Raw genomic sequence first — 19,383 nt, 5'->3', positions numbered from 1 at the left:
AATATCAGCAAGCATTGCGCAGAATGCGGCGGGCCGCCTCCCGGGCCGTGCGGTCGCGTTCACAAAGGGTTTCAACATCGACCACGGCTTGTGCCGGCAGTTCCGCAAGCACGGCCTCGACCACGTCGGCGATCGACAGGAACGGCAGCGCGCCGGCCAGGAAGGCTTCCACGGCGATCTCGTTGGCAGCGTTCAGCACGGCCGGGGCATCGCCACCGGCACGCAGCGCCTGGAATGCCAGCGCCAGGCAACGGAAGGTGTTGAGGTCCGGCGATTCGAACTGCAGCGGCACGCAGGCGGCCAGGTCCAGCGACGCCACGCCGGATTCGACCCGCTCCGGCCACGCCAGCGCGTGCGCGATCGCGGTGCGCATGTCCGGGTTGCCGAGCTGGGCCAGCACCGAGCCGTCGACGTACTCCACCATCGAATGCACCAGGCTCTGCGGGTGCACCACCACGTCGATCGCTTCGGCCGGCGCGCCGAACAGGTGGTGCGCCTCGATCACCTCCAGGCCCTTGTTCATCAGCGTGGCCGAATCGACCGAGATCTTGCGCCCCATCACCCAGTTCGGGTGCTTGCAGGCCTGGTCCGGCGTGATGTCGGCCAGCTCGGCGCGCGTGCGGCCGCGGAACGGGCCGCCGGAAGCGGTCAGGATCAGCCGGCGCACGCCGCTCCCGCGCAGCTCGGGGCGCCCGCCCGGCAGGCACTGGAAGATCGCGTTGTGCTCGGAATCGACCGGGATCAGCGCACCGCCACCGGTGGCGACTGCCTCCAGCAGCAGCGGGCCGGCCATCACGATGGATTCCTTGTTCGCCAGCAGCAGGTGCTTGCCGGCGCGCGCGGCGGCCAGGGTGGACTCCAGCCCGGCGGCACCGACGATCGCGGCGACTACGGTGTCGCACAGTCCGCCGGCGGCGGCGGCGGTCAGCGCGGCGTGGCCGCTGGCCACTTCGCAGCGCACGCCGGCGGCGACCAGCCGGCGCGACAGCTCGGCTTCCAGCGAGGGATCGGCGATCACCGCCAGGGCCGGCCGATGCTGCACGCACAGCGCCACCAGCGCCTCGACCTGGCGATGCGCCGTCAGCACGCTGGCGCGGAAACGCTGGGGATGGCGCGCGATGACGTCGAGCGTGTTGCCGCCGATCGAGCCGGTGGCGCCGAGGACGGCGACGTTTTTCACTGGTCGAGCCCGAGCAGCGCCAGGCCGGCGGCGAACACCGGCAGTGCGGCGAACACGCTGTCCAGCCGGTCCAGCAGGCCGCCGTGGCCGGGGAACAGGGTGCCCGAATCCTTCACCTGGGCGTGCCGCTTCATCAGGCTCTCGATCAGATCGCCGACGATCGACGCCGCCACCGTCAGCGCCGTCAGCAGCGCCAGCATCAGCAGCGCGGCGCCGCGCACGCCGAGCAGCCAGCCGCCGGCCTCGGCGACCAGCACCCCGGCCACCATCGCGCCGTAGGCGCCGGCCCAGGTCTTGCCGGGGCTGATCTGCGGCGCCAGCTTGCGCCTGCCGAAGGTGCGGCCGCTGAAATACGCACCGATGTCGGACGCCCACACGATCACCAGCGCCAGCAGGGTCCACCAGTGGCCGTGCGGCACGCGCGCATGGATGCTGACCAGGGCGACCCAGGTCGGGAAGATCACGAACGCGCCGGCCAGCAACTTCAGCGTACGGTTTTCGCGAGTGGGTGCCGCGGCGAACGCGAAGTGGCGCAGCCACAGGCAGGCCAGCAGCCACCAAGCCGCGCCGGCGGCCAGCAGCAGCGGGGTCAGCGCGGTGGCGTGGCTTCGCCACAGCAGGGCGAACGCGCCGGCCGCCACGAGCAGCAGGGCGACACGCCATGGGCGGCTGTGCAGGCCGCTCAGCTGCGCCCATTCCCACCCCGCGGCCAGGAACGCCAGCGCGACGATGCCCGCGAAGATGCCGGTCGGTGGCAGCAGGATGATCAGGATCGCCAGCGGCGCGAGCACCAGGGCGGTGAGAATGCGCTGAAGCAGCATGGAAATCCTCTACGAAGCGGTGGCGACCTGCTCGCCGGTACGGCCGTAACGGCGCTCCCGGCGGGCATAGTCTTCGATGGCCCGACGCAGGCAGGCCTGGTCGAAATCGGGCCATAAGGTGTCGGTAAAGTACAGTTCGGCGTACGCCACCTGCCACAACAGGAAGTTGCTGATGCGGCATTCGCCGCCGGTGCGGATGAACAGGTCCAGTGGCGGCAGCTCGGCCAGGCTCATCCACTGGCCCAGCCGGGCCTCGTCGATCTCGTCCGCGCGCAGCTCGCCGCGCGCCACCGCTGCGGCGGCCTGGCGGCTGGCCTGCACGATGTCCCAGCGACCGCCGTAGCTCACCGCAATGTTCACCTGCAGCCGGTCGTTGCCGGCGGTGCGGGCCATCGCCGCCTGCATGCGCTCGCGCAGCGCCTCGTCGAAGGCGGCCAGGTCGCCGATGAAGCGCAGCCGCACGCCGTGGCCATGCAGCTCGTCCACTTCCTTGTCCAGCGCGCGCACGAACAGGCCCATCAGGGCGCCGACTTCATCCTGCGGGCGTTGCCAGTTCTCGCTGGAGAACGCGAACAGGGTCAATGCCTGCACGCCCTCGCGCAGGCACGCCTCGATCGCCTCGCGCACGGCCTTGCGTCCGGCGTTGTGGCCGAAGCTGCGCGGGCGGTGTCGGGCTTTCGCCCAGCGGCCGTTGCCGTCCATCACGATGGCGATGTGGCGCGGAACCTGGGCGGCCTCGACGCCGGGCATGGTGGATGCGATGACGCTCAGAGCGCCATCAGCTCCTCTTCCTTCGCCTTGACCACGGCGTCGACATCCTTCACCGCGCGATCGGTGAGCTTCTGGATCTCGTCGTCGATGCGGCGGTCGTCGTCCTCGGTAATGAGCTTTTCCTTGAGCAGGTCCTTGACCTGCTGCAGGGCGTCGCGACGCACGTTGCGGATCGCGATCTTGGCGTTTTCGCCCTCGTGGCCGACGTGCCTGGCCAGCTCCCTGCGGCGCTCCTCGGTGAGCGCGGGCATGTTCAGGCGGATCACGGTGCCGGCGGTGGTCGGCGTGATGCCCAGGTCGGAGGCCATCAGCGCCTTCTCGATCGGCGCCACCATGGTTTTTTCCCACGGCGTGATGATGATCGTGCGCGCGTCGGACAGCGAGACCGAGGCGACCTGGGGCAACGGCATGTCCGAGCCGTAGTAGGACACCTTGATGCCGTCCACCAGCGCGGTGCTGGCGCGGCCGGTACGGATGCGGGTGAGGTCGTGCTTGAGTGATTCGATGCTCTTGCCCATGCGGGTCTGGGCGTCGTTCTTGATGTCGTTGAGCATGGGCGCTTCCCGGTGGATCTGGCAACGTTCGATTATAGCAGTGGCGCGGCGTGAGGCTTGCTGCGGCGCGGTCAGCCGCCGTCGACCAGGGTGCCGATCGACTCGCCCCGCATGATCCGCATCAGGCTGCCCGGCACGGTCATGTCGTAAATGCGCAGCGGCATGCCATGGTCGCGGCACAGCGCGATGGCGGCGGTGTCCATCACCTGCAGGTTGCGCTGGATCACGTCGCCGTAGGTGAGCTGCTCGTAGCGGGTGGCGTCGGCGTGGCGGGCCGGGTCGGCGGTGTACACGCCATCCACCTTGGTCGCCTTCAGCAGCAGGTCGGCGCCGATTTCCACCGCGCGCAGCGCGGCGGCGGAATCGGTGGTGAAGAACGGATTGCCGGTGCCGGCGGCGAACAGCACGATGCGGCCTTTCTCGATGTGGCGGATCGCACGGCGGCGGATATAGTCCTCGGCCACGTCGTGGATCTGGATCGCGCTCATCACCCGCGCGTAGCCGCCGCGTTTTTCGATCGCATCGGCCATCGCCAGCGCGTTCATCACCGTGGCCAGCATGCCCATGTGGTCGCCGGTGACCCGGTCCATGCCGGCCGCGGCGAGGCCGGCGCCACGGAAGATGTTGCCGCCGCCGATCACCACGCCCACCTCCACGCCGGCGCGGCGCACCTCGATGATCTCGTCGGCGAGCCGGCCGATCACCTTCGGGTCGATGCCGTAGTCGGCATCGCCCATCAGCGCTTCACCGGAGAGCTTGAGCAGGATGCGGCGGTACTTGGGCTGGTCGCTCATGGGGTCTCCGGATTGTGTGGGGCAAACCGGCGCATTGTAGCTGAGAGCCGGGGGCGGGACGAGGAGCGGAAGGCAGGAAGCGGCCGGTCCGCGTCCGGAAACGAAAAGGGCCGCGGTTTCCCGCGACCCTGTTCGAAGCGCTGCCCTTTCTGAAAGTCCGGCCACGGACGGCCGGTTTTCACCGTCAGGGATGACGGGTCACATTACCTCAAGCCGGCCTGCTTCATCACTTCGGCGGCGAAGTCCTCTTCCACCTTCTCGATGCCTTCGCCGACGGCCAGGCGAGCCACCGAGACCACGTCGGCGCCTTCCTTCTTCAGCGCCTCGGCCACGCTCACGTTGGTGTCCAGCACGTAGGGCTGGCCGAGCAGGGTAATCTCGGAGACGATCTTGTGGACCTTGCCGGAGACGATCTTCTCCAGGATGTCGGCGGGCTTGTTCTTTTCCTTGTCCGACATGGCGGCCAGCGCGATTTCCTTTTCCTTGGCGAGGAAGTCGGCCGGCACGTCCTCGGCACGGACATAGGCCGGGTTCATCGCGGCGACGTGCATCGCGATGCCCTTGGCCAGTTCGCCGGAACCGCCCTTGAGCGCCACCAGCACGCCGATGCGGCCGCCGTGGATGTAGCTGCCGATGATGCCGTCGGTGGCGACGCGGGCCAGGCGGCGCACGTCGATCTTCTCGCCGATGGTGGCGATCAGCGCCTTGGCGGCTTCTTCCACGTTGGTGGCGCCCGGGTAGGCGGCCGCTTTCAGCGCGTCGATGTCGGCGGCGCCGGAGTTCAGCGCGACGTCGGCGACGGTGTCGCTGAATTTCAGGAAGCTGGCGTCCTTGGCGACGAAGTCGGTCTCGCAGTTGATCTCGACCAGCACGGCCTTGCCCGGGGCCTGGGCGGCCACGATGCGGCCTTCGGCGGCGACGCGGCTGGCCTTCTTGTCGGCCTTGGCCAGGCCGGACTTGCGCAGCCATTCCATCGCGACTTCGATGTCGCCGTTGTTCTCGACCAGCGCCTTCTTGCATTCCATCATGCCGGCGCCGGACCGCTCGCGCAGCTCCTTGACCAGTTGTGCGGAAATATTGCTCATCGTCAATCCTCTGATGCGTCAGTTGCGCGGCGGCGGTGGAGTGCCACCGCGCGGTTATCGCGTGCGGATGCGACGGCGGCGCGGGGCCGCCGTCGCCGCGCTTACTTGGCGGCAGGCGCGCCGTCGTTGCGCGGGCCGCGGCCGCCGTCACGGCCGCCATCGCGGCGCGGGGCGCTCTTGCGCGGGGCGGCGTCGCGGCGCGGAGCCGGCTTGCGATCGACCTTGGCGACCGGGTTGCCTTCCTCGTCCAGCTCGACGAAGTCGTTGGCGTCGCCCTGGGCGGCGGCCGGCGCGGCGGCCTTGCCTTCGAGGATCGAGTCGGCGGCGGCGCGGGCGTACAGCTGGATCGCGCGGATCGCGTCGTCATTGCCCGGGATGGCGTAGTCGACCAGCTCCGGGTTGTAGTTGGTGTCGACCACCGCGATCACCGGGATGCCGAGCTTCTTGGCTTCCTGCACGGCGATGTCTTCGTGGCCGATGTCGATCACGAACAGCGCGTCGGGCAGGCGGTTCATGTCCTTGATGCCGCCCAGCGAGGCCTGCAGCTTGTCGCGCTCGCGGCGACGGGCCAGCACTTCGTGCTTGACCAGCTTCTCGAAGCTGCCGTCGGTCTCGGCCGCTTCCAGCTCCTTCAGGCGCGAAACGGACTGCTTCACGGTGCGGAAGTTGGTCAGCATGCCGCCGAGCCAGCGCGAGGTGACGAACGGCATGCCGGCGCGGGCGGCCTCTTCGGCCAGCGGCTCGCGCGCCGAGCGTTTGGTGCCGACGAACAGGACGGTGCCGCGCTTTTGCGCCAGACCCGACAGGAAGTTCATCGCGTCGGTGAACAGCGGCAGGGTCTTTTCGAGGTTGATGATGTGGATCTTGCCGCGGGCACCGAAGATGTACGGGGCCATCTTCGGGTTCCAGTAACGGGTCTGGTGACCGAAATGGACGCCGGCTTCGAGCATCTGGCGCATGGTGACTTGGGCCATGGGTGTAACTCCGATTGTTGAGCCTGATGACAGGCTCGGGGGTTGGGACCTCCACGCATCCCCGGCTTCGACCGCGACTGGCCCGATGAACGTCGATGGGCAAGGCGCGGCACCCCGAAGGCGGTGCCGATGCGTGTGTGGCGTTGGTTGGGTGTTGTACCGCTGGGGGTTACAATCCCGGTTCGCTTTGCGCTGGCCGGGCCGTCAAGACGGGCCGGTCAGGTCTGCAAAACTCCGAAATTGTAGCCGGTCCGCCGGCAGCGCGGCAAGTTGCTGGATTTCCTGGGCTTCTGTCGCCATATGAAGTGGAATCCATGGCCATTACCCTGAAATCCCCCGCCGACCTCGAAGGCATGCGCGTCGCCGGCAAGCTGGCGGCCGAAGTGCTGGCGATGCTCAAAGAGTACGTCAAGCCCGGCGTCACCACCGAGGAGCTGGACCGGCGCGCCTACGAGCACATCGTCAAGGTGCAGAAGGCGATCCCCGCCAACGTCGGCTACCACGGCTTTCCCAAGACCCTGTGCACCTCGGTCAACCACGTGATCTGCCATGGCATCCCGAACGAGGGCAAGGTGCTCAAGGACGGCGACATCGTCAACCTCGACGTCACCGTGATCAAGGACGGCTGGCACGGCGACACCAGCCGCATGTACATCGCCGGCGCCCCTTCGGTGCTGGCCAAACGGCTGGTCGACACCACCTTCGAGGCGATGATGCGCGGTATCCAGGCGGTGCGCCCGGGCGCCACGCTGGGCGACATCGGCCACGCTATCCAGCAGCATGCCGAGGCGGCCGGCTTTTCGGTGGTGCGCGAGTATTGCGGCCACGGCATCGGCAAGGTCTACCACGACGAGCCGCAGGTGCTGCACTACGGCAAGCCCGGCATCGGCGTCGAGCTGAAGAAGGGCATGACCTTCACCATCGAGCCGATGATCAACGCCGGCAAGCCGCATACCCGCCAGCTGCCGGACGGCTGGACGGTGGTGACCAAGGACCACTCGCTGTCGGCGCAGTGGGAACACACCATCGCCGTCACCGACGACGGCTTCGAGATCCTCACGCCCTGGCCGGATGCCTGATGGAGGTAATGGAGAGTAGGGAATAGGGAATGGGAAGATCCGGATGTCGCCGCGGCGTGGCAGACTGGCTTTTCCCATTCCCTATTTCCCATTTCCTGTTCCTTTCGCAATGAGCGTCGTGCTGCCGCCACTCCCCCGTCTGCCGACAGCCGTGCCGCGCTCGGGCGTGTCGGCGGAGGCGCGGCAGGCGTTGCGGCAGCTGCTGGGCGATGTCGACCGCATGCTGGCCACCGCGTTTCGCGATGGCGCCGACGCCAGCGTGCTGGCGCGACGCCGCGGCGAGTCGGTGGCGCGCATCGTGGCGCACGTGTGGACCGCCTGCCTTGGCGATGTGACCGGGGCGGCGCTGTTCGCGGTCGGCGGCTTCGGCCGTGGCCTGCTGTTTCCGTATTCGGACGTGGACCTGCTGGCGCTGGTGCAGTCGCCGGAACCGGCGCGCCTGCGCGCGCTGGAACAGTTTTTCGCCACGCTGTGGGACATCGGCCTGAAGGTTGGCCACGCGGTGCGTGATCCTGTGCAGTGCCGCGCGCTGGCCGCGCAGGACGCCAGCGTGTTCACCAGCCTGCTGGATGCGCGCCGGCTGGCCGGCGATGCGGCGTTCGACGCGCAACTCAAGACCATCGTGGAGGACCCGGCGCTGTGGCCGCCGCAGGAATACCTGGCCGCCCGGCTGGCCGAACGCAATGCGCGGCACGCACGCTACGACGATACCGCCTACAACCTGGAGCCGAACCTCAAGGACGGCCCGGGCGGCCTGCGTACGCTCGACTCGCTGCGCTGGATAGGGCAGCGGCTGGCGCATGCGGACGACCTGGCCGACATGGTGGCCGAAGGCCTGCTCGACCCGGCCGAACAGGCCTTGCTGGAACAGTCCGAAGCGGTCTTGCGCCGCTACCGCTATGCGCTGCACCTGGAGGCCGGGCGCCCCGAGGAACGATTGCTGTTCGACTACCAGCGCGCGCTGGCCGCGCGGCTGGGCTTCGAGGACGAGCACGCGAAGAATCTCGGCGTCGAGCAGTTCATGCAAGGTTATTACCGCGCCGCCAGCCAGGTCGAGCGGCTCGGCATGCAGGTGGCCGAGCGCTTCGAGGAGATGCTGGAGCCGCCGGGCGAAGCGGTTCCGGTGGGCAGGGATTTCGTGCGCTACGGCAAGCGCCTGGCGGCGGTCGACCCGCATTTGTTCATGCGCCGGCCGGCCGCCCTGGTGGAAATCTTCATCGCGCGGATGGACCAGTCCGGCGTGGCCGGCTTCAGCGCTGACACCATGCGCCGCATCCACCAGGCCACCGCCGCGCATGGCGATGCGCTGGCCGACGACGGCGAGGTGCTGGCCGCCTTCCTGCGGCTGCTGCGCCGTGGCGCGCCGGCGGTGGAGGCGCTGTGGCGGATGAACCGGCACGGCCTGCTGGCGGCGATCCTGCCCGCGTTCGGCAAGGTGTTCGGGCGCATGCAGTACGACCTGTTCCACGTCTACACGGTCGACGAACACACCCTGCGCGTGCTGCGCAACCTGGCACGCTTTGCCGACCCGGCGGCGCAGCGCGAATTCCCGCTGGGCTGCGAGATCTGGGCCGGCCTGCCGGTACCGGAAGTGCTGCTGCTGGCGGGGCTGTTCCATGACATCGCCAAGGGTCGCGGCGGCGACCATTCGGTGCTGGGTGAGCAGGATGCACGCGTCTTCTGCAGCCGGCTGGGCCTGCCGCCCGGCGACGTCGAACAGGTCGCCTGGCTGGTGCGCTGGCACCTGCTGATGAGCACCACCGCGCAGCGCCAGGACATCACCGATCCCGACGTGGTGCACCGGTTTGCGCAAGTCGTCGGCAATCGCGAGCGGCTCGGCCAGTTGTACCTGCTGACCATCGCCGACATCATCGGCACCAGTCCGCGGCTGTGGAACGGCTGGAAGGACCGGCTGCTGGCCGACCTTTACACCAGTACCCGCTACGCCTTGCGCAGCGACGTGGAGCCGCCGCGCGACATCGGGGCGCGCGTGCGCGAATGTTCCGAGTATGCACTCGCGCTGCTGCTGGACGAGGGGCACGCTGAAGCCGATGTGGTGCGGGTCTGGGCCGACTTCCCGCAGCTCAGCTTCCTGCGCCATCGGCCCGAGCAGATCGCCTGGCAGACCGCGGCGATCCTGCGCGCGCACGGTGCGCTGCCGCTGGTGGCGGTGCACCCGCTGTCGGTGCGCGGCAGCACCGAGCTGTTTGTCTACACGCCCGATCGCGACGGCCTGTTCGCCACCGTCACCGCGGTGCTGGACCGCTTGCGCTTCTCGGTGATGGAGTCGCGCATCCTCAGCTCGCCGACCGGGATGGCGCTGGACACCTTCCTGCTGCTCGATGCGGACAGCCAGCAGCCGGTCAGCGCGGCGCGCGCGGAGGAACTGCAGCAGCGGCTGCAGCGCGCACTGGTGCAATCGGCCGGCGTGCAGCCGAGCAAGCGCGGCCTGTCGCGCCACCAGAAACATTTCCAGATGACGCCGCAGATCAGCTTCCACGCCGCCGGCGACCGCACCCAGCTGGCCCTGGTCGGCACCGACCGCCCCGGCCTGCTGGCCGCGGTGGCGCAGGTGATGCTGGCCACCGGGGTGCGCGTGCACGACGCGCGCATCGCCACTTTCGGCGAACGCGTGGAGGATTTCTTCCAGCTCACCGACCGGCACAACGCGCCGCTCGATGCGGCCCAGCAGGATCGCCTGCTGCATGCGCTGCTGGAGCGCATCGGGCCGGCACGGGATTGACCGGTGATCCTCGCGCTATCATCGCGACCGCTGCGCGTCGCAGCGGCCACGTGTCTTTGCCATGACCTATCTGCTGATCAAGTCGCTGCATCTGCTGTTCGTCATTGCCTGGATGGCCACGGTGTTCTACCTGCCGCGGATCCTGGTGAACCTGGCCGAGGCGGCGAACGAGCCGGCGGTGCTGGCGCGGCTGCAACTGATGGGGCGGCGGCTGTACAAGTTCGGCCACAACATGTTCGGCATCGCGTTCCTGTTCGGGCTGACCCTGTGGCAGGGCTGGCGGGTGTTTCCGCAGACGTTGCCGAACGTCACCGCCGGCACGCACTGGATCGACGCCAAGCTGACCCTGGTCGCCGTGCTGCTGGCCTACTTCGTCTGGGCCGGGCGCATGCTCAAACGCAGCGAGAAGGGCGACGCGCTGCCGTCCTCGCGCGCGCTGCGCTGGCTCAACGAACCGCCGGTGCTGCTGCTGCTGGCCGTGATCTGGCTGGTGCTCGCCAAGCCTTTCTGAGGCCGCGTTGTCGTAGGAGCCCGCTTGCGGGCGGTGTTCTTGCGAATTCCGAATCCCGCGAAAAGTATCGCCCGCAAGGGGGCTCCTGCGCGCGCATGTGCATCAGTCGAGGCGGTGGTATTCGCGGTACCACGCGACGAAGCGTGTCACGCCATCCTCGATCGAGGTATTCGGCGCGTAGCCCACGTCGCGGCGCAGCGCCGTCACGTCGGCCCAGGTGTCGGGCACGTCGCCTGGCTGCATCGGCAGCAGGCGTTTTTCCACGCGGCGGCCGAAGTTCTGCTCCAGCAGTTCGATGAAGCGCAGCAGCTGCACCGGCTGGTCGTTGCCGAGGTTGTAGACGCGGTACGGCGCGTTCGAGCTGCCGGGGTTCGGCCGCTCCGCGTCGTAGGCCGGGTCCGGTTCGGCCGGATGGTCGAGCGTGCGGATCACGCCCTCGACGATGTCGTCGATATAGGTGAAGTCGCGGCTGTGGTGGCCGAAGTTGAATACGTCGATCGGTTCGCCGCGGCTGATGCGGTCGGCGAACAGCATCGGCGACATGTCCGGCCGGCCCCACGGCCCGTACACGGTGAAGAAGCGCAGGCCGGTGGTGGGCAGGCCATACAGGTGGCTGTAGGTATGCGCCATCAGCTCGTTCGCCTTCTTGCTGGCGGCGTACAGGCTGACCGGATGGTCGACCGCGTCCTCCACCGCGAACGGCAGCTTGCGGTTGGCGCCGTAGACCGAGCTGGACGAGGCGTACACCAGATGCTCCACGCTGCCGTGGCGGCAGGCCTCGAGCATGTTGACGAAGCCGACCAGGTTGCTCGCCACGTAGGCCTGCGGGTTCTGCAGCGAATAGCGCACGCCGGCCTGCGCGGCGAGGTTCACCACCCGCTGCGGTGCGCATGCGGCAAACGCGTGATTCAGCGCCTCCGCGTCGGCCAGGTCGGCACGCTGGTGCGTGTAGTTCGGATGGTCGATGAAGCGCGCCAGCCGTGCTTCCTTCAGCGCCGGGTCGTAGTAGGCGTTGTGGTTGTCGACGCCGTACACCACGTCGCCGCGCGCCAGCAGGCGCTGCGCCAGCGCGGCGCCGATGAAGCCGGCGGTGCCGGTGACCAGGATGCGCATGGAGTGTCCTCGGAAGATCGCGGCATTCTACCGTCGGGCGCGGCCGGCAAGGCTGCGCCAAGTGTGGATTGACAGGCAATCCGGGCTAAACTAGCGTCTCGGCATCATCCACGAGACCCAAGGTGGCCCGCGCCTGCGCCGGCCGAGTGTGCGACATGGCAACTACCCGCTTCCACGACTGACCGCCGCCACGCCTTCGTTTTTTCGTTTACCAAAGAAAAGGGCGTCATGCCCTTTTTTGCTTTTCCAGAGAAGCTTCCATGATTGAAATCACGCTACCCGACGGCAGCAAGAGGCCGTTCGATCACCCCGTCACCGTGCAGGACGTGGCCGCCTCGATCGGCGCTGGCCTGGCCAAGGCGACCCTGGCCGGCAAGGTCGACGGACGGCTGGTCGACGCCAGCTTCGCGATCGGGCACGACGCCAGCGTGCAGATCGTCACCGAGAAGAGTCCCGAGGCGCTGGAAATCCTGCGCCACTCCACCGCGCACCTGATGGGTCAGGCCGTGCAGCGGCTGTTCCCCGGCGCGCAGGTCACCATCGGCCCGGTGATCGACAACGGCTTCTACTACGACTTCGCCTACGAGCGCCCGTTCACGCCCGAGGACTTGCCGAAGATCGAGGCGGAGATGTACAAGCTCGTCGCCGAGCAACTGCCGGTGACGCGCAGCGTGAAGTCGCGCGACGAGGCGGTGGCGTTCTTCCGCGGCCTGGGCGAGAGCTACAAGGCCGAGATCATCCAGGGCATTCCCGCCGCCGAGGATCTGTCGCTGTACTCGCAGGGCGAGTTCACCGACCTGTGTCGCGGCCCGCACGTGCCGAACACCGGCAAGCTGCATTCGTTCAAGCTGATGAAGGTGGCCGGCGCGTACTGGCGTGGCGATTCCAGCAACGCAATGCTCAGCCGCATCTACGGCACCGCCTGGCTCAACGACAAGGATCTGAAGGCGTATCTGTACCAGCTGGAGGAGGCCGAGAAACGCGATCACCGCAAGCTTGGCAAGCAGCTCGACCTGTTCCACCAGCAGGAAGAAAGCCCCGGCATGGTGTTCTGGCACCCGAACGGCTGGGCGATCTGGCAGCAGGTCGAGCAGTACATGCGCGGCGTCTACAGGAAGAGCGGCTACCAGGAAGTGCGCTGCCCGATGGTGCTGGACGTGTCGTTGTGGAAGAAGTCTGGCCACTGGGACAACTACAAGGAGAACATGTTCTTCACCGAGTCGGAGAAGCACACGTTCGCGCTCAAGCCGATGAACTGCCCCGGCCACGTGCAGATCTTCAACGAGGGCTTGCGCAGCTACCGCGACCTGCCGCTGCGCTACGGCGAGTTCGGCGGCTGCCACCGCAACGAACCGTCCGGCGCGCTGCACGGCATCATGCGCGTGCGCGCGTTCACCCAGGATGATGGCCACATCTTCTGCACGCCCGGGCAGATCGAATCGGAAGTCACCGAGTTCCACCGCCAGGCCATGCAGGTGTATGCCGACTTCGGTTTCAACGATATCGATGTGGCGCTGGCCCTGCGGCCGGACAAGCGCATCGGCGACGATGATGTGTGGGATCGTGCCGAGGCGGCGCTGCGCGGCGCGTTGTCCGCTGCCGGGGTGAAGTGGACCGAACTGCCGGGCGAGGGCGCGTTCTACGGCCCCAAGATCGAGTACCACATGAAGGACTCGATCGGCCGCGACTGGCAGGTCGGCACCATGCAGGTCGATTTCATGATGCCCGAGCGCCTGGGCGCCGAATATGTGGACGAACACTCGCAAAAACGGCATCCGGTGATGCTGCACCGGGCCATTGTCGGCTCGATGGAGCGTTTCATCGGCATCCTGATCGAGCACCACGCCGGCCTGCTGCCGGCCTGGCTGGCCCCGCTGCAGGCGGTGGTGCTCAGCATCACCGACGCGCAGGCCGATTACGTTCGCGAGGTAACGCAAGCCCTTGTCGACAAAGGTTTCCGGGTACAATCGGATTTGCGCAACGAGAAAGTCGGCTATAAAATCCGCGAGCATACGCTGCAGAAAGTGCCTTATCTTCTCGTGGTCGGTGATCGCGAGAGGGAAACGGGTGCCGTTTCCGTGCGTACCCGTTCCGGCGAGGACCTGGGCAGCATGCCGCTGGCCGGCTTCGTCGAACGACTGGAGACCGAAATCCGGCGCTGAGCGCCGGGCGGTCTGTTTCATCACTTCTTCTGGAGGATCGTGGTATCGCTACCACCGACAACAAGGGCAATCGTCGCAACCTGGAAATCCGCGTGCCGCGAGTGCGCGTGATTGGCGCCGACTCGGAACAGCTGGGCATCCTCAGCCGTGACGAGGCGCTGAGCTTGGCGCAGGAAGCAGGCATGGATCTGGTCGAGATCCAGCCGAACGGCGACCCCCCGGTCTGCCGCATCATGGATTACGGCAAGTTCAAGTTCGAAGCCCAGAAGAAGGCGCAGGCCGCCAAGAAGAAGCAGAAGCAGGTCGAGATCAAGGAAGTGAAGTTCCGTCCGGTGACGGACGTGGGCGACTACCAGATCAAGCTGCGCAACATGCTCCGCTTCCTGGAAGAGGGCGACAAGGTCAAGGTCACCATCCGTTTCCGCGGCCGCGAGATGTCGCACCAGGACCTGGGCCAGAACCTGGCCAAGAAGATCCAGGAAGACGTCGGCGACAACGGCCAGGTCGAGTCCTTCCCGCGGCTGGAGGGGCGCCAGATGGTCATGATGATCGGCCCGAAGAAGAAGTAAGCTGAGCGTCTTTGGTAGGAGCCCGCTTGCGGGCGATGCTCTTCGCGTCGCAGGGCCTGAAGCATCGTTTCCATGAGCTGCGGGCAAGCCGCACCCTCACTTCAATCCTCTCCCGAAGGGAGAGGATGCCATCGTCAGCACTTCGTGCTGGTGTTTGGCTTTTTGAGCCCGTATAATCACCGGTTCGACCCGCCTGGATGGGTCGTGTACCGATCGTGGCAGGACGGAAAGCGTGGCTGGACCCTCGGGTCGCGGTCGCCGCCAGATCAGTCAGAAACCGGGGCTGCCCGCGCAAGGCCGTCCCACTCAAGGAGCATCCCATGCCCAAGATCAAGACCAACCGAGCGGCTGCGAAGCGTTTTCGCAAGACCGCGTCGGGCAAGATCAAGTGCGGCCACGCATTCAAGTCGCACATCCTGACCAAGAAGTCGACCAAGCAGAAGCGTGGTCTCCGTGCCCCGAACCACCTCAAGGCGTGTGATGCGCCCGGCGTGGCTCGCATGCTGCCGTACTTGTGAGGAGATAGACCATGGCTCGTGTAAAGCGTGGTGTCACCGCACGTCGTCGTCACAAGAAAATCATCGGCCGCGCCAAGGGCTATTACAATGCCCGCCGCAAGGTCTTCCGCGTTGCCAACCAGGCCGTGGTCAAGGCCGGCCAGTACGCGTACATCGGCCGCAAGCAGCGCAAGCGCCAGTTCCGTGCACTGTGGATCGTGCGCATCAACGCTGCTGCGCGCATGTTCGGCCTGTCCTACAGCCGCCTGATCAATGGCCTCTCCAAGGCCGGCATCACGGTCGACCGCAAGGTTCTCGCTGATATCGCCGTGCACGACATCAAGGCGTTTGGGGCCATTGCTGACAAGGCGAAGGCTGCCCTGGCTGCTTGATCGTCGCTTGCGACGATAGAATGCGAATCAAGCGGGGAGGAGGCCACACGCCTCCTCCCCGTTTTCGTTTTTGGACGTCCGAACCGGGATTGCACCGATGGATGATTTGGAACGCCAGGCCGCGCAGGCGCTGGCCGATATCGACAAGGCCGACACGCTGGAGGCGCTCGACGCGCTGCGCGTCGCACTGCTGGGCAAGAGCGGCGTCGTCACCGCTGCACTGAAGACGCTGGGTGCACTGGCGCCGGAGGAGCGCAAGGCGCGCGGCGCCGAGGTGAACAAGGTGAAGGACTGCCTTGCCGACGCGCTGGCGGTGCGCAAGCAGTTGCTGGAGCAGGCCGAGCTGGATCGCCGGCTCGCGTCCGAATCCATCGACATCTCGCTGCCCGGCCGCGACGGCGAGCGCGGCGGCATCCACCCGGTCACCCGTGCGCTGGAACGCATCGCATCGATCTTCGCGCGGCTCGGCTACCAGCGTGCCGATGGCCCGGAGATCGAGGACGACTGGCACAACTTCGAGGCGCTGAACTTCCCGCCGCACCATCCGGCGCGCGCCATGCACGACACCTTCTACTTCGGTGACGGTCGCCTGCTGCGCACGCATACGTCACCGGTGCAGATCCGCAGCATGGCCGGGCGCCAGCCGCCGATCCGCATCATCGCGCCGGGCAAGGTCTACCGCAGCGATTCGGACCAGACCCACTCGCCGATGTTCCACCAGATCGAAGGCCTGCTGGTCGACGAGACCTCCAGCTTCGCCGACCTGAAAGGCACGCTGGCCGAGTTCATCCGCGCGTTCTTCGAGCGCGACTTCGAGATGCGCTTCCGCCCCAGCTACTTCCCGTTCACCGAACCTTCGGCCGAAGTGGACATCCGCTGGGATGCCGAAGATGGTTCGACGCGCTGGCTCGAAGTACTGGGCTGCGGCATGGTCCATCCGAACGTGCTGAAGAACTGCGGCATCGACCCGGAACGCTACACCGGTTTCGCCTTCGGCCTCGGTGTCGAACGCTTCGCGATGCTGCGCTACGGCGTGTCCGACCTGCGCGCGTTCTTCGAGAACGACCTGCGTTTCCTCAGGCAGTTTGCCTGATCGCATCCGGGAATCCACGAGCATGAAATTTTCCGAGAACTGGCTGCGCGAGCTGGTCGAGATCCAGGCCGACCGCGCCGAGCTGGCCCATGCGTTGACCATGGCCGGGCTGGAAGTGGAAGAACTCACCCCGCTGGGTGACGGCCTGGCTGGCGTGGTGGTGGCCAGGATCGTCGCCGCCGAGAAGCATCCCGAAGCCGACCGCCTGCAGGTATGCAAGGTTGACGCGGGGCAGGGCGAGCCGCTGCAGATCGTCTGCGGCGCGCCGAATGCGCGAGTCGGCATCAACGTGCCGCTGGCCACCATCGGCGCCACCTTGCCTGGCGGCATCCGCATCAAGGCGGCCAGGCTGCGCGGCGTGGAGTCGTTCGGCATGCTGTGCTCGGCGAAGGAGCTGGGCATCGACACCGACGCCTCCGGCTTGCTGGAGTTGCCGACGGATGCGCCAGTCGGCCAGCCGCTGGCCGGCTACCTCGGCCTGCCCGACGCCAGCTTCGAATTGAAGCTGACGCCGAACCGCCCCGATTGCCTGGGCCTGGTCGGCCTGGCCCACGACGTGGCCGCGCTGTTCGGCAGCACGGTGAGGCTGCCGGCATCGGCGATGGTGCCCGTGACCAGCAACGCGCGTCGCGGCATCCGCCTGGAGGCAGGCAAGGACGCGCCGCGCTACCTCGGTCGCATCATCGAAGGCGTGGACCCGGCGGCGCGCTCGCCGCTGTGGCTGGCCGAGCGCCTGCGTCGCGCCGGTCTGCGCCCGATCAGCGCGGTGGTCGACGTCACCAACTACGTGATGCTGGAGCTGGGTCAGCCGCTGCACGCGTTCGACAACGACACGCTGGAAGGCGACATCATCGTGCGCCACGCGCACGCTGGCGAAACGCTGAAGCTGCTCGACGGCAACGAGGCGAAGCTGGACGAGAGCTTCGTGCTGATCGCCGACGAGAAGAAGGCGCTGGCCGTGGCTGGCGTGATGGGCGGCCACGACTCGCGCGTCAGCGACGCCACGCGCAACGTTTTCCTGGAATCCGCGCACTTCGCGCCGGCCGCGATCATGGGCCGCGCACGCAAGCTGGGCCTGCACACCGATGCCTCGCACCGCTTCGAGCGCGGCGTCGACCCCGAGCTGCCGCGCCGCGCCCTGGAGCGCGCCAGTGAGCTGCTGCTGGCGATCGCCGGCGGCCAAGCCGGCCCGGTGCTGGCGGCAGAGAACCCGGCCGATCTGCCGATGCCGGCTCCGGTCGCCTTGCGCCGCGTGCGCCTGCAGCGGGTGCTGGGCGTGGACGTGGCCGAGGCCGAGGTGGCGCGCATCTTCACCGCGCTGGGCATGCAGGTGGCAACGACCGCCGACGGCTGGCGGGTTACCGCGCCGAGCAGCCGTTTCGACATCGAGCGCGAGGAGGACCTGATCGAGGAGGTCGCGCGCATCTTCGGCTATGACAACATCCCCACCGCGACGCCGGCCGGCGCGCTGACCCTGGCGATCGAGCCGGAGGCGCGCATCGGCGAGCTGGCGCTGCGCGAACAGCTGGCTGCGCGCGGCTACTACGAGGCAGTGAATCTGTCGTTCGTGGCAGCCGAGTTGCTGGCAGGCTGGGGTTTCACCGAGCACCTGGTGCCGCTGGCCAATCCGTTGTCGGCCGACCTGGCGGTGATGCGACCCTCGCTGTTGCCGGGGCTGGTCGAGGCGCTGCGCCACAATCGCGCGCGCCAGCAAGAGCGGGTGCGGCTGTTCGAGGTTGCGCGGGTATTTGCTGAGGGCAACCCGCCGGTGGAAACCCCGAGCCTGGCCATCGTGGCCTGTGGCGCTGCCCGTGCCGAGCAGTGGGGCGAGCCGTCGCGGGTGCCGGATTTCTTCGATCTCAAGGGCGACCTGGACGCACTGATCGCCTGGGGCGGCGAGCCCCGGCGCTGGTCGGTGCATGCCGATGACCTGCCGGGCTGGCTGCACCCGGGGCGCGGCGCCCGGGTGGCGCGGGATGGCCTCACCGTGGGCTACCTGGGCGCATTGCACCCGCAATTGGCCAAGGCGCTCGATCTGGGCCCGGACGTGCACGTGCTGGAGCTGGCGCTGGAGCCGCTGCTGACCCGTCGCCTGCCCCGGGCGCAGGCGGTACCCCGGTTCCCGGCCGTGCGCCGCGACATCGCGGTGGACCTGCCCGAAGCGGTCCGTTGGTCACAAATCGAGCAGGTGGTTCGCGGCACGCTGGGCGAACGGCTGAGGGAATTGCGCCTGTTTGACCGTTACCGCGGCAAGGGAGTCGAAGCAGGCCGAAAAAGTCTCGCTATGGGCTTGATTTTGCAGGACGCTTCACGCACGCTTACCGACGACGACGCGGACCGTTGCGTACGTGATGCGATAGCTGCGTTGGAGCAATCATGCAAGGCAAAGCTGCGAGGGTGAGATGGCGCTGACCAAGGCGGAAATGGCCGAGCGGCTTTTCCTCGACGTGGGCCTCAACAAGCGTGAGGCGAAGGAGTTCGTGGACGCCTACTTCGAGGTGGTTCGCGGAGCCCTGGAAAACGGCGAACAGGTGAAGCTGTCCGGCTTCGGCAATTTCGACCTGCGACTGAAGAACCAGCGGCCCGGACGCAATCCGAAGACCGGCGAGGAGATTCCGATCTCCGCCCGGCGCGTGGTGACGTTTCGGCCTGGACAGAAACTCAAGGTAAGAGTCGAGGGCTATGCTGGACCAAGGGAATAACACCGAACTGCCTGCCATCCCGGCCAAGCGCTACTTCACCATTGGTGAGGTCAGCGAGTTGTGCGGTGTGAAGCCTCACGTACTGCGCTACTGGGAGCAGGAGTTCCCTGCGCTCAATCCGGTCAAGCGCCGCGGCAACCGCCGCTACTACCAGCGCCACGACGTGCTGATGATCCGCCAGATCCGCTCGCTGCTGTACGACGAGGGCTTCACCATCACCGGCGCGCGTGCGCGTCTGGAAGGTCCGCAGGCGCGAATGGAAGCGAGCATCTCGCACCAGATCGTGCGCCAGGTGCGGATGGAACTGGAAGAAGTGCTGACCCTGCTGCGTCGCTGAAGGCTT

At 67.4% G+C, this 19,383-nt stretch carries 19 protein-coding genes; 11 read left to right on the top strand and 8 right to left on the bottom strand.

The window, feature by feature from the left end; translation table 11 throughout:
• Positions 1–4: 4 nt before the first annotated feature.
• The 7 genes from RHOOR92_RS0107070 to rpsB form a co-directional block, all read right to left on the bottom strand.
• Positions 5–1,180, bottom strand: coding sequence for a 1-deoxy-D-xylulose-5-phosphate reductoisomerase (locus RHOOR92_RS0107070; RefSeq protein WP_027489938.1), 1,176 nt, complete (start codon positions 1,178–1,180; stop codon positions 5–7).
• The gene (locus tag RHOOR92_RS0107065; RefSeq protein WP_027489937.1) at positions 1,177–2,001 is read right to left on the bottom strand and encodes a phosphatidate cytidylyltransferase; all 825 of its coding nucleotides are present in this window, start codon (positions 1,999–2,001) and stop codon (positions 1,177–1,179) included. The genes RHOOR92_RS0107070 and RHOOR92_RS0107065 overlap by 4 nt, the downstream gene beginning before the upstream one ends.
• A 9-nt stretch (positions 2,002–2,010) precedes the next feature.
• Entirely contained in the window at positions 2,011–2,751 is a 741-nt protein-coding gene (gene uppS / locus RHOOR92_RS0107060; protein ID WP_015447106.1) for a polyprenyl diphosphate synthase, read from the bottom strand.
• A gap of 17 nt (positions 2,752–2,768) precedes the next feature.
• Positions 2,769–3,326: a ribosome recycling factor gene (frr, locus tag RHOOR92_RS0107055; protein WP_007512040.1), complete on the bottom strand. Its 558-nt coding sequence runs from the start codon at positions 3,324–3,326 to the stop codon at positions 2,769–2,771.
• 71 nt (positions 3,327–3,397) lie between these two features.
• The gene (gene pyrH, locus RHOOR92_RS0107050) at positions 3,398–4,120 is read right to left on the bottom strand and encodes a UMP kinase (RefSeq protein WP_007512042.1); all 723 of its coding nucleotides are present in this window, start codon (positions 4,118–4,120) and stop codon (positions 3,398–3,400) included.
• 203 nt (positions 4,121–4,323) lie between these two features.
• The gene (tsf, locus tag RHOOR92_RS0107045) at positions 4,324–5,205 is read right to left on the bottom strand and encodes a translation elongation factor Ts (protein WP_027489936.1); all 882 of its coding nucleotides are present in this window, start codon (positions 5,203–5,205) and stop codon (positions 4,324–4,326) included.
• Positions 5,206–5,306: 101 nt separating this feature from the next.
• Positions 5,307–6,179 (bottom strand): 30S ribosomal protein S2, encoded by an 873-nt coding sequence (gene rpsB, locus RHOOR92_RS0107040; protein ID WP_007512047.1) that lies wholly within the window; start codon positions 6,177–6,179, stop codon positions 5,307–5,309.
• A 314-nt stretch (positions 6,180–6,493) separates the two neighbouring features.
• Here rpsB and map point away from each other — a divergent pair, with 314 nt between their 5' ends.
• The 3 genes from map (at position 6,494) to RHOOR92_RS0107025 (ending at position 10,512) form a co-directional block, all read left to right on the top strand.
• Positions 6,494–7,258 (top strand): type I methionyl aminopeptidase, encoded by a 765-nt coding sequence (map, locus tag RHOOR92_RS0107035; RefSeq protein ID WP_007512049.1) that lies wholly within the window; start codon positions 6,494–6,496, stop codon positions 7,256–7,258.
• A 109-nt stretch (positions 7,259–7,367) separates the two neighbouring features.
• Positions 7,368–10,001, top strand: a complete 2,634-nt coding sequence (gene glnD / locus RHOOR92_RS0107030; protein WP_027489935.1) for a [protein-PII] uridylyltransferase — start codon at positions 7,368–7,370, stop codon at positions 9,999–10,001.
• A gap of 61 nt (positions 10,002–10,062) precedes the next feature.
• Positions 10,063–10,512, top strand: coding sequence for a CopD family protein (locus tag RHOOR92_RS0107025; protein ID WP_007512053.1), 450 nt, complete (start codon positions 10,063–10,065; stop codon positions 10,510–10,512).
• A gap of 102 nt (positions 10,513–10,614) precedes the next feature.
• Here the strand turns inward: RHOOR92_RS0107025 and RHOOR92_RS0107020 are convergent, their stop codons facing one another.
• Positions 10,615–11,625, bottom strand: a complete 1,011-nt coding sequence (locus tag RHOOR92_RS0107020) for an NAD-dependent epimerase (RefSeq protein ID WP_007512055.1) — start codon at positions 11,623–11,625, stop codon at positions 10,615–10,617.
• 260 nt (positions 11,626–11,885) lie between these two features.
• Here RHOOR92_RS0107020 and thrS point away from each other — a divergent pair, with 260 nt between their 5' ends.
• From thrS to RHOOR92_RS0106980, 8 genes are all read left to right on the top strand, one after another.
• Positions 11,886–13,787, top strand: a complete 1,902-nt coding sequence (thrS, locus tag RHOOR92_RS0107015) for a threonine--tRNA ligase (protein ID WP_027485157.1) — start codon at positions 11,886–11,888, stop codon at positions 13,785–13,787.
• Between the two features lie 44 nt (positions 13,788–13,831).
• Positions 13,832–14,356, top strand: coding sequence for a translation initiation factor IF-3 (gene infC, locus RHOOR92_RS0107010; RefSeq protein ID WP_304412458.1), 525 nt, complete (start codon positions 13,832–13,834; stop codon positions 14,354–14,356).
• Positions 14,357–14,676: 320 nt separating this feature from the next.
• A complete protein-coding gene (gene rpmI / locus RHOOR92_RS0107005) occupies positions 14,677–14,874 on the top strand; it encodes a 50S ribosomal protein L35 (protein WP_007512063.1) in 198 nt (65 codons plus the stop codon).
• Positions 14,875–14,885: 11 nt separating this feature from the next.
• A complete protein-coding gene (gene rplT, locus RHOOR92_RS0107000) occupies positions 14,886–15,245 on the top strand; it encodes a 50S ribosomal protein L20 (RefSeq protein WP_007512065.1) in 360 nt (119 codons plus the stop codon).
• Positions 15,246–15,342: 97 nt separating this feature from the next.
• Complete coding sequence (gene pheS / locus RHOOR92_RS0106995) at positions 15,343–16,338, top strand: phenylalanine--tRNA ligase subunit alpha (RefSeq protein WP_007512067.1); 996 nt, start codon at positions 15,343–15,345, stop codon at positions 16,336–16,338.
• 22 nt (positions 16,339–16,360) lie between these two features.
• Positions 16,361–18,739, top strand: a complete 2,379-nt coding sequence (gene pheT, locus RHOOR92_RS0106990; protein ID WP_027489934.1) for a phenylalanine--tRNA ligase subunit beta — start codon at positions 16,361–16,363, stop codon at positions 18,737–18,739.
• A 1-nt stretch (position 18,740) separates the two neighbouring features.
• Entirely contained in the window at positions 18,741–19,040 is a 300-nt protein-coding gene (gene ihfA, locus RHOOR92_RS0106985; protein WP_007512071.1) for an integration host factor subunit alpha, read from the top strand.
• Positions 19,021–19,377: a MerR family transcriptional regulator gene (locus RHOOR92_RS0106980; RefSeq protein WP_007512073.1), complete on the top strand. Its 357-nt coding sequence runs from the start codon at positions 19,021–19,023 to the stop codon at positions 19,375–19,377. The genes ihfA and RHOOR92_RS0106980 overlap by 20 nt, the downstream gene beginning before the upstream one ends.
• Positions 19,378–19,383 lie beyond the last annotated feature (6 nt).

This window comes from Rhodanobacter sp. OR92 (assembly GCF_000427545.1).
Classification (GTDB): Bacteria; Pseudomonadota; Gammaproteobacteria; order Xanthomonadales; family Rhodanobacteraceae; genus Rhodanobacter; species Rhodanobacter denitrificans.
Note: the sequence above shows the minus strand (reverse complement) of the source record. Positions and strands in the feature narration are given on the sequence as shown.

Coding starts and splice junctions, on each gene's coding strand:
- RHOOR92_RS0107065 (WP_027489937.1), bottom strand. CDS start 2,001: ATGCTGCTTCAGCGCATTCTCACCGCCCTGGTGCTCGCGCCGCTGGCG.
- uppS (WP_015447106.1), bottom strand. CDS start 2,751: ATGCCCGGCGTCGAGGCCGCCCAGGTTCCGCGCCACATCGCCATCGTG.
- frr (WP_007512040.1), bottom strand. CDS start 3,326: ATGCTCAACGACATCAAGAACGACGCCCAGACCCGCATGGGCAAGAGC.
- pyrH (WP_007512042.1), bottom strand. CDS start 4,120: ATGAGCGACCAGCCCAAGTACCGCCGCATCCTGCTCAAGCTCTCCGGT.
- tsf (WP_027489936.1), bottom strand. CDS start 5,205: ATGAGCAATATTTCCGCACAACTGGTCAAGGAGCTGCGCGAGCGGTCC.
- rpsB (WP_007512047.1), bottom strand. CDS start 6,179: ATGGCCCAAGTCACCATGCGCCAGATGCTCGAAGCCGGCGTCCATTTC.
- map (WP_007512049.1), top strand. CDS start 6,494: ATGGCCATTACCCTGAAATCCCCCGCCGACCTCGAAGGCATGCGCGTC.
- glnD (WP_027489935.1), top strand. CDS start 7,368: ATGAGCGTCGTGCTGCCGCCACTCCCCCGTCTGCCGACAGCCGTGCCG.
- RHOOR92_RS0107025 (WP_007512053.1), top strand. CDS start 10,063: ATGACCTATCTGCTGATCAAGTCGCTGCATCTGCTGTTCGTCATTGCC.
- RHOOR92_RS0107020 (WP_007512055.1), bottom strand. CDS start 11,625: ATGCGCATCCTGGTCACCGGCACCGCCGGCTTCATCGGCGCCGCGCTG.
- thrS (WP_027485157.1), top strand. CDS start 11,886: ATGATTGAAATCACGCTACCCGACGGCAGCAAGAGGCCGTTCGATCAC.
- rpmI (WP_007512063.1), top strand. CDS start 14,677: ATGCCCAAGATCAAGACCAACCGAGCGGCTGCGAAGCGTTTTCGCAAG.
- rplT (WP_007512065.1), top strand. CDS start 14,886: ATGGCTCGTGTAAAGCGTGGTGTCACCGCACGTCGTCGTCACAAGAAA.
- pheS (WP_007512067.1), top strand. CDS start 15,343: ATGGATGATTTGGAACGCCAGGCCGCGCAGGCGCTGGCCGATATCGAC.
- pheT (WP_027489934.1), top strand. CDS start 16,361: ATGAAATTTTCCGAGAACTGGCTGCGCGAGCTGGTCGAGATCCAGGCC.
- ihfA (WP_007512071.1), top strand. CDS start 18,741: ATGGCGCTGACCAAGGCGGAAATGGCCGAGCGGCTTTTCCTCGACGTG.
- RHOOR92_RS0106980 (WP_007512073.1), top strand. CDS start 19,021: ATGCTGGACCAAGGGAATAACACCGAACTGCCTGCCATCCCGGCCAAG.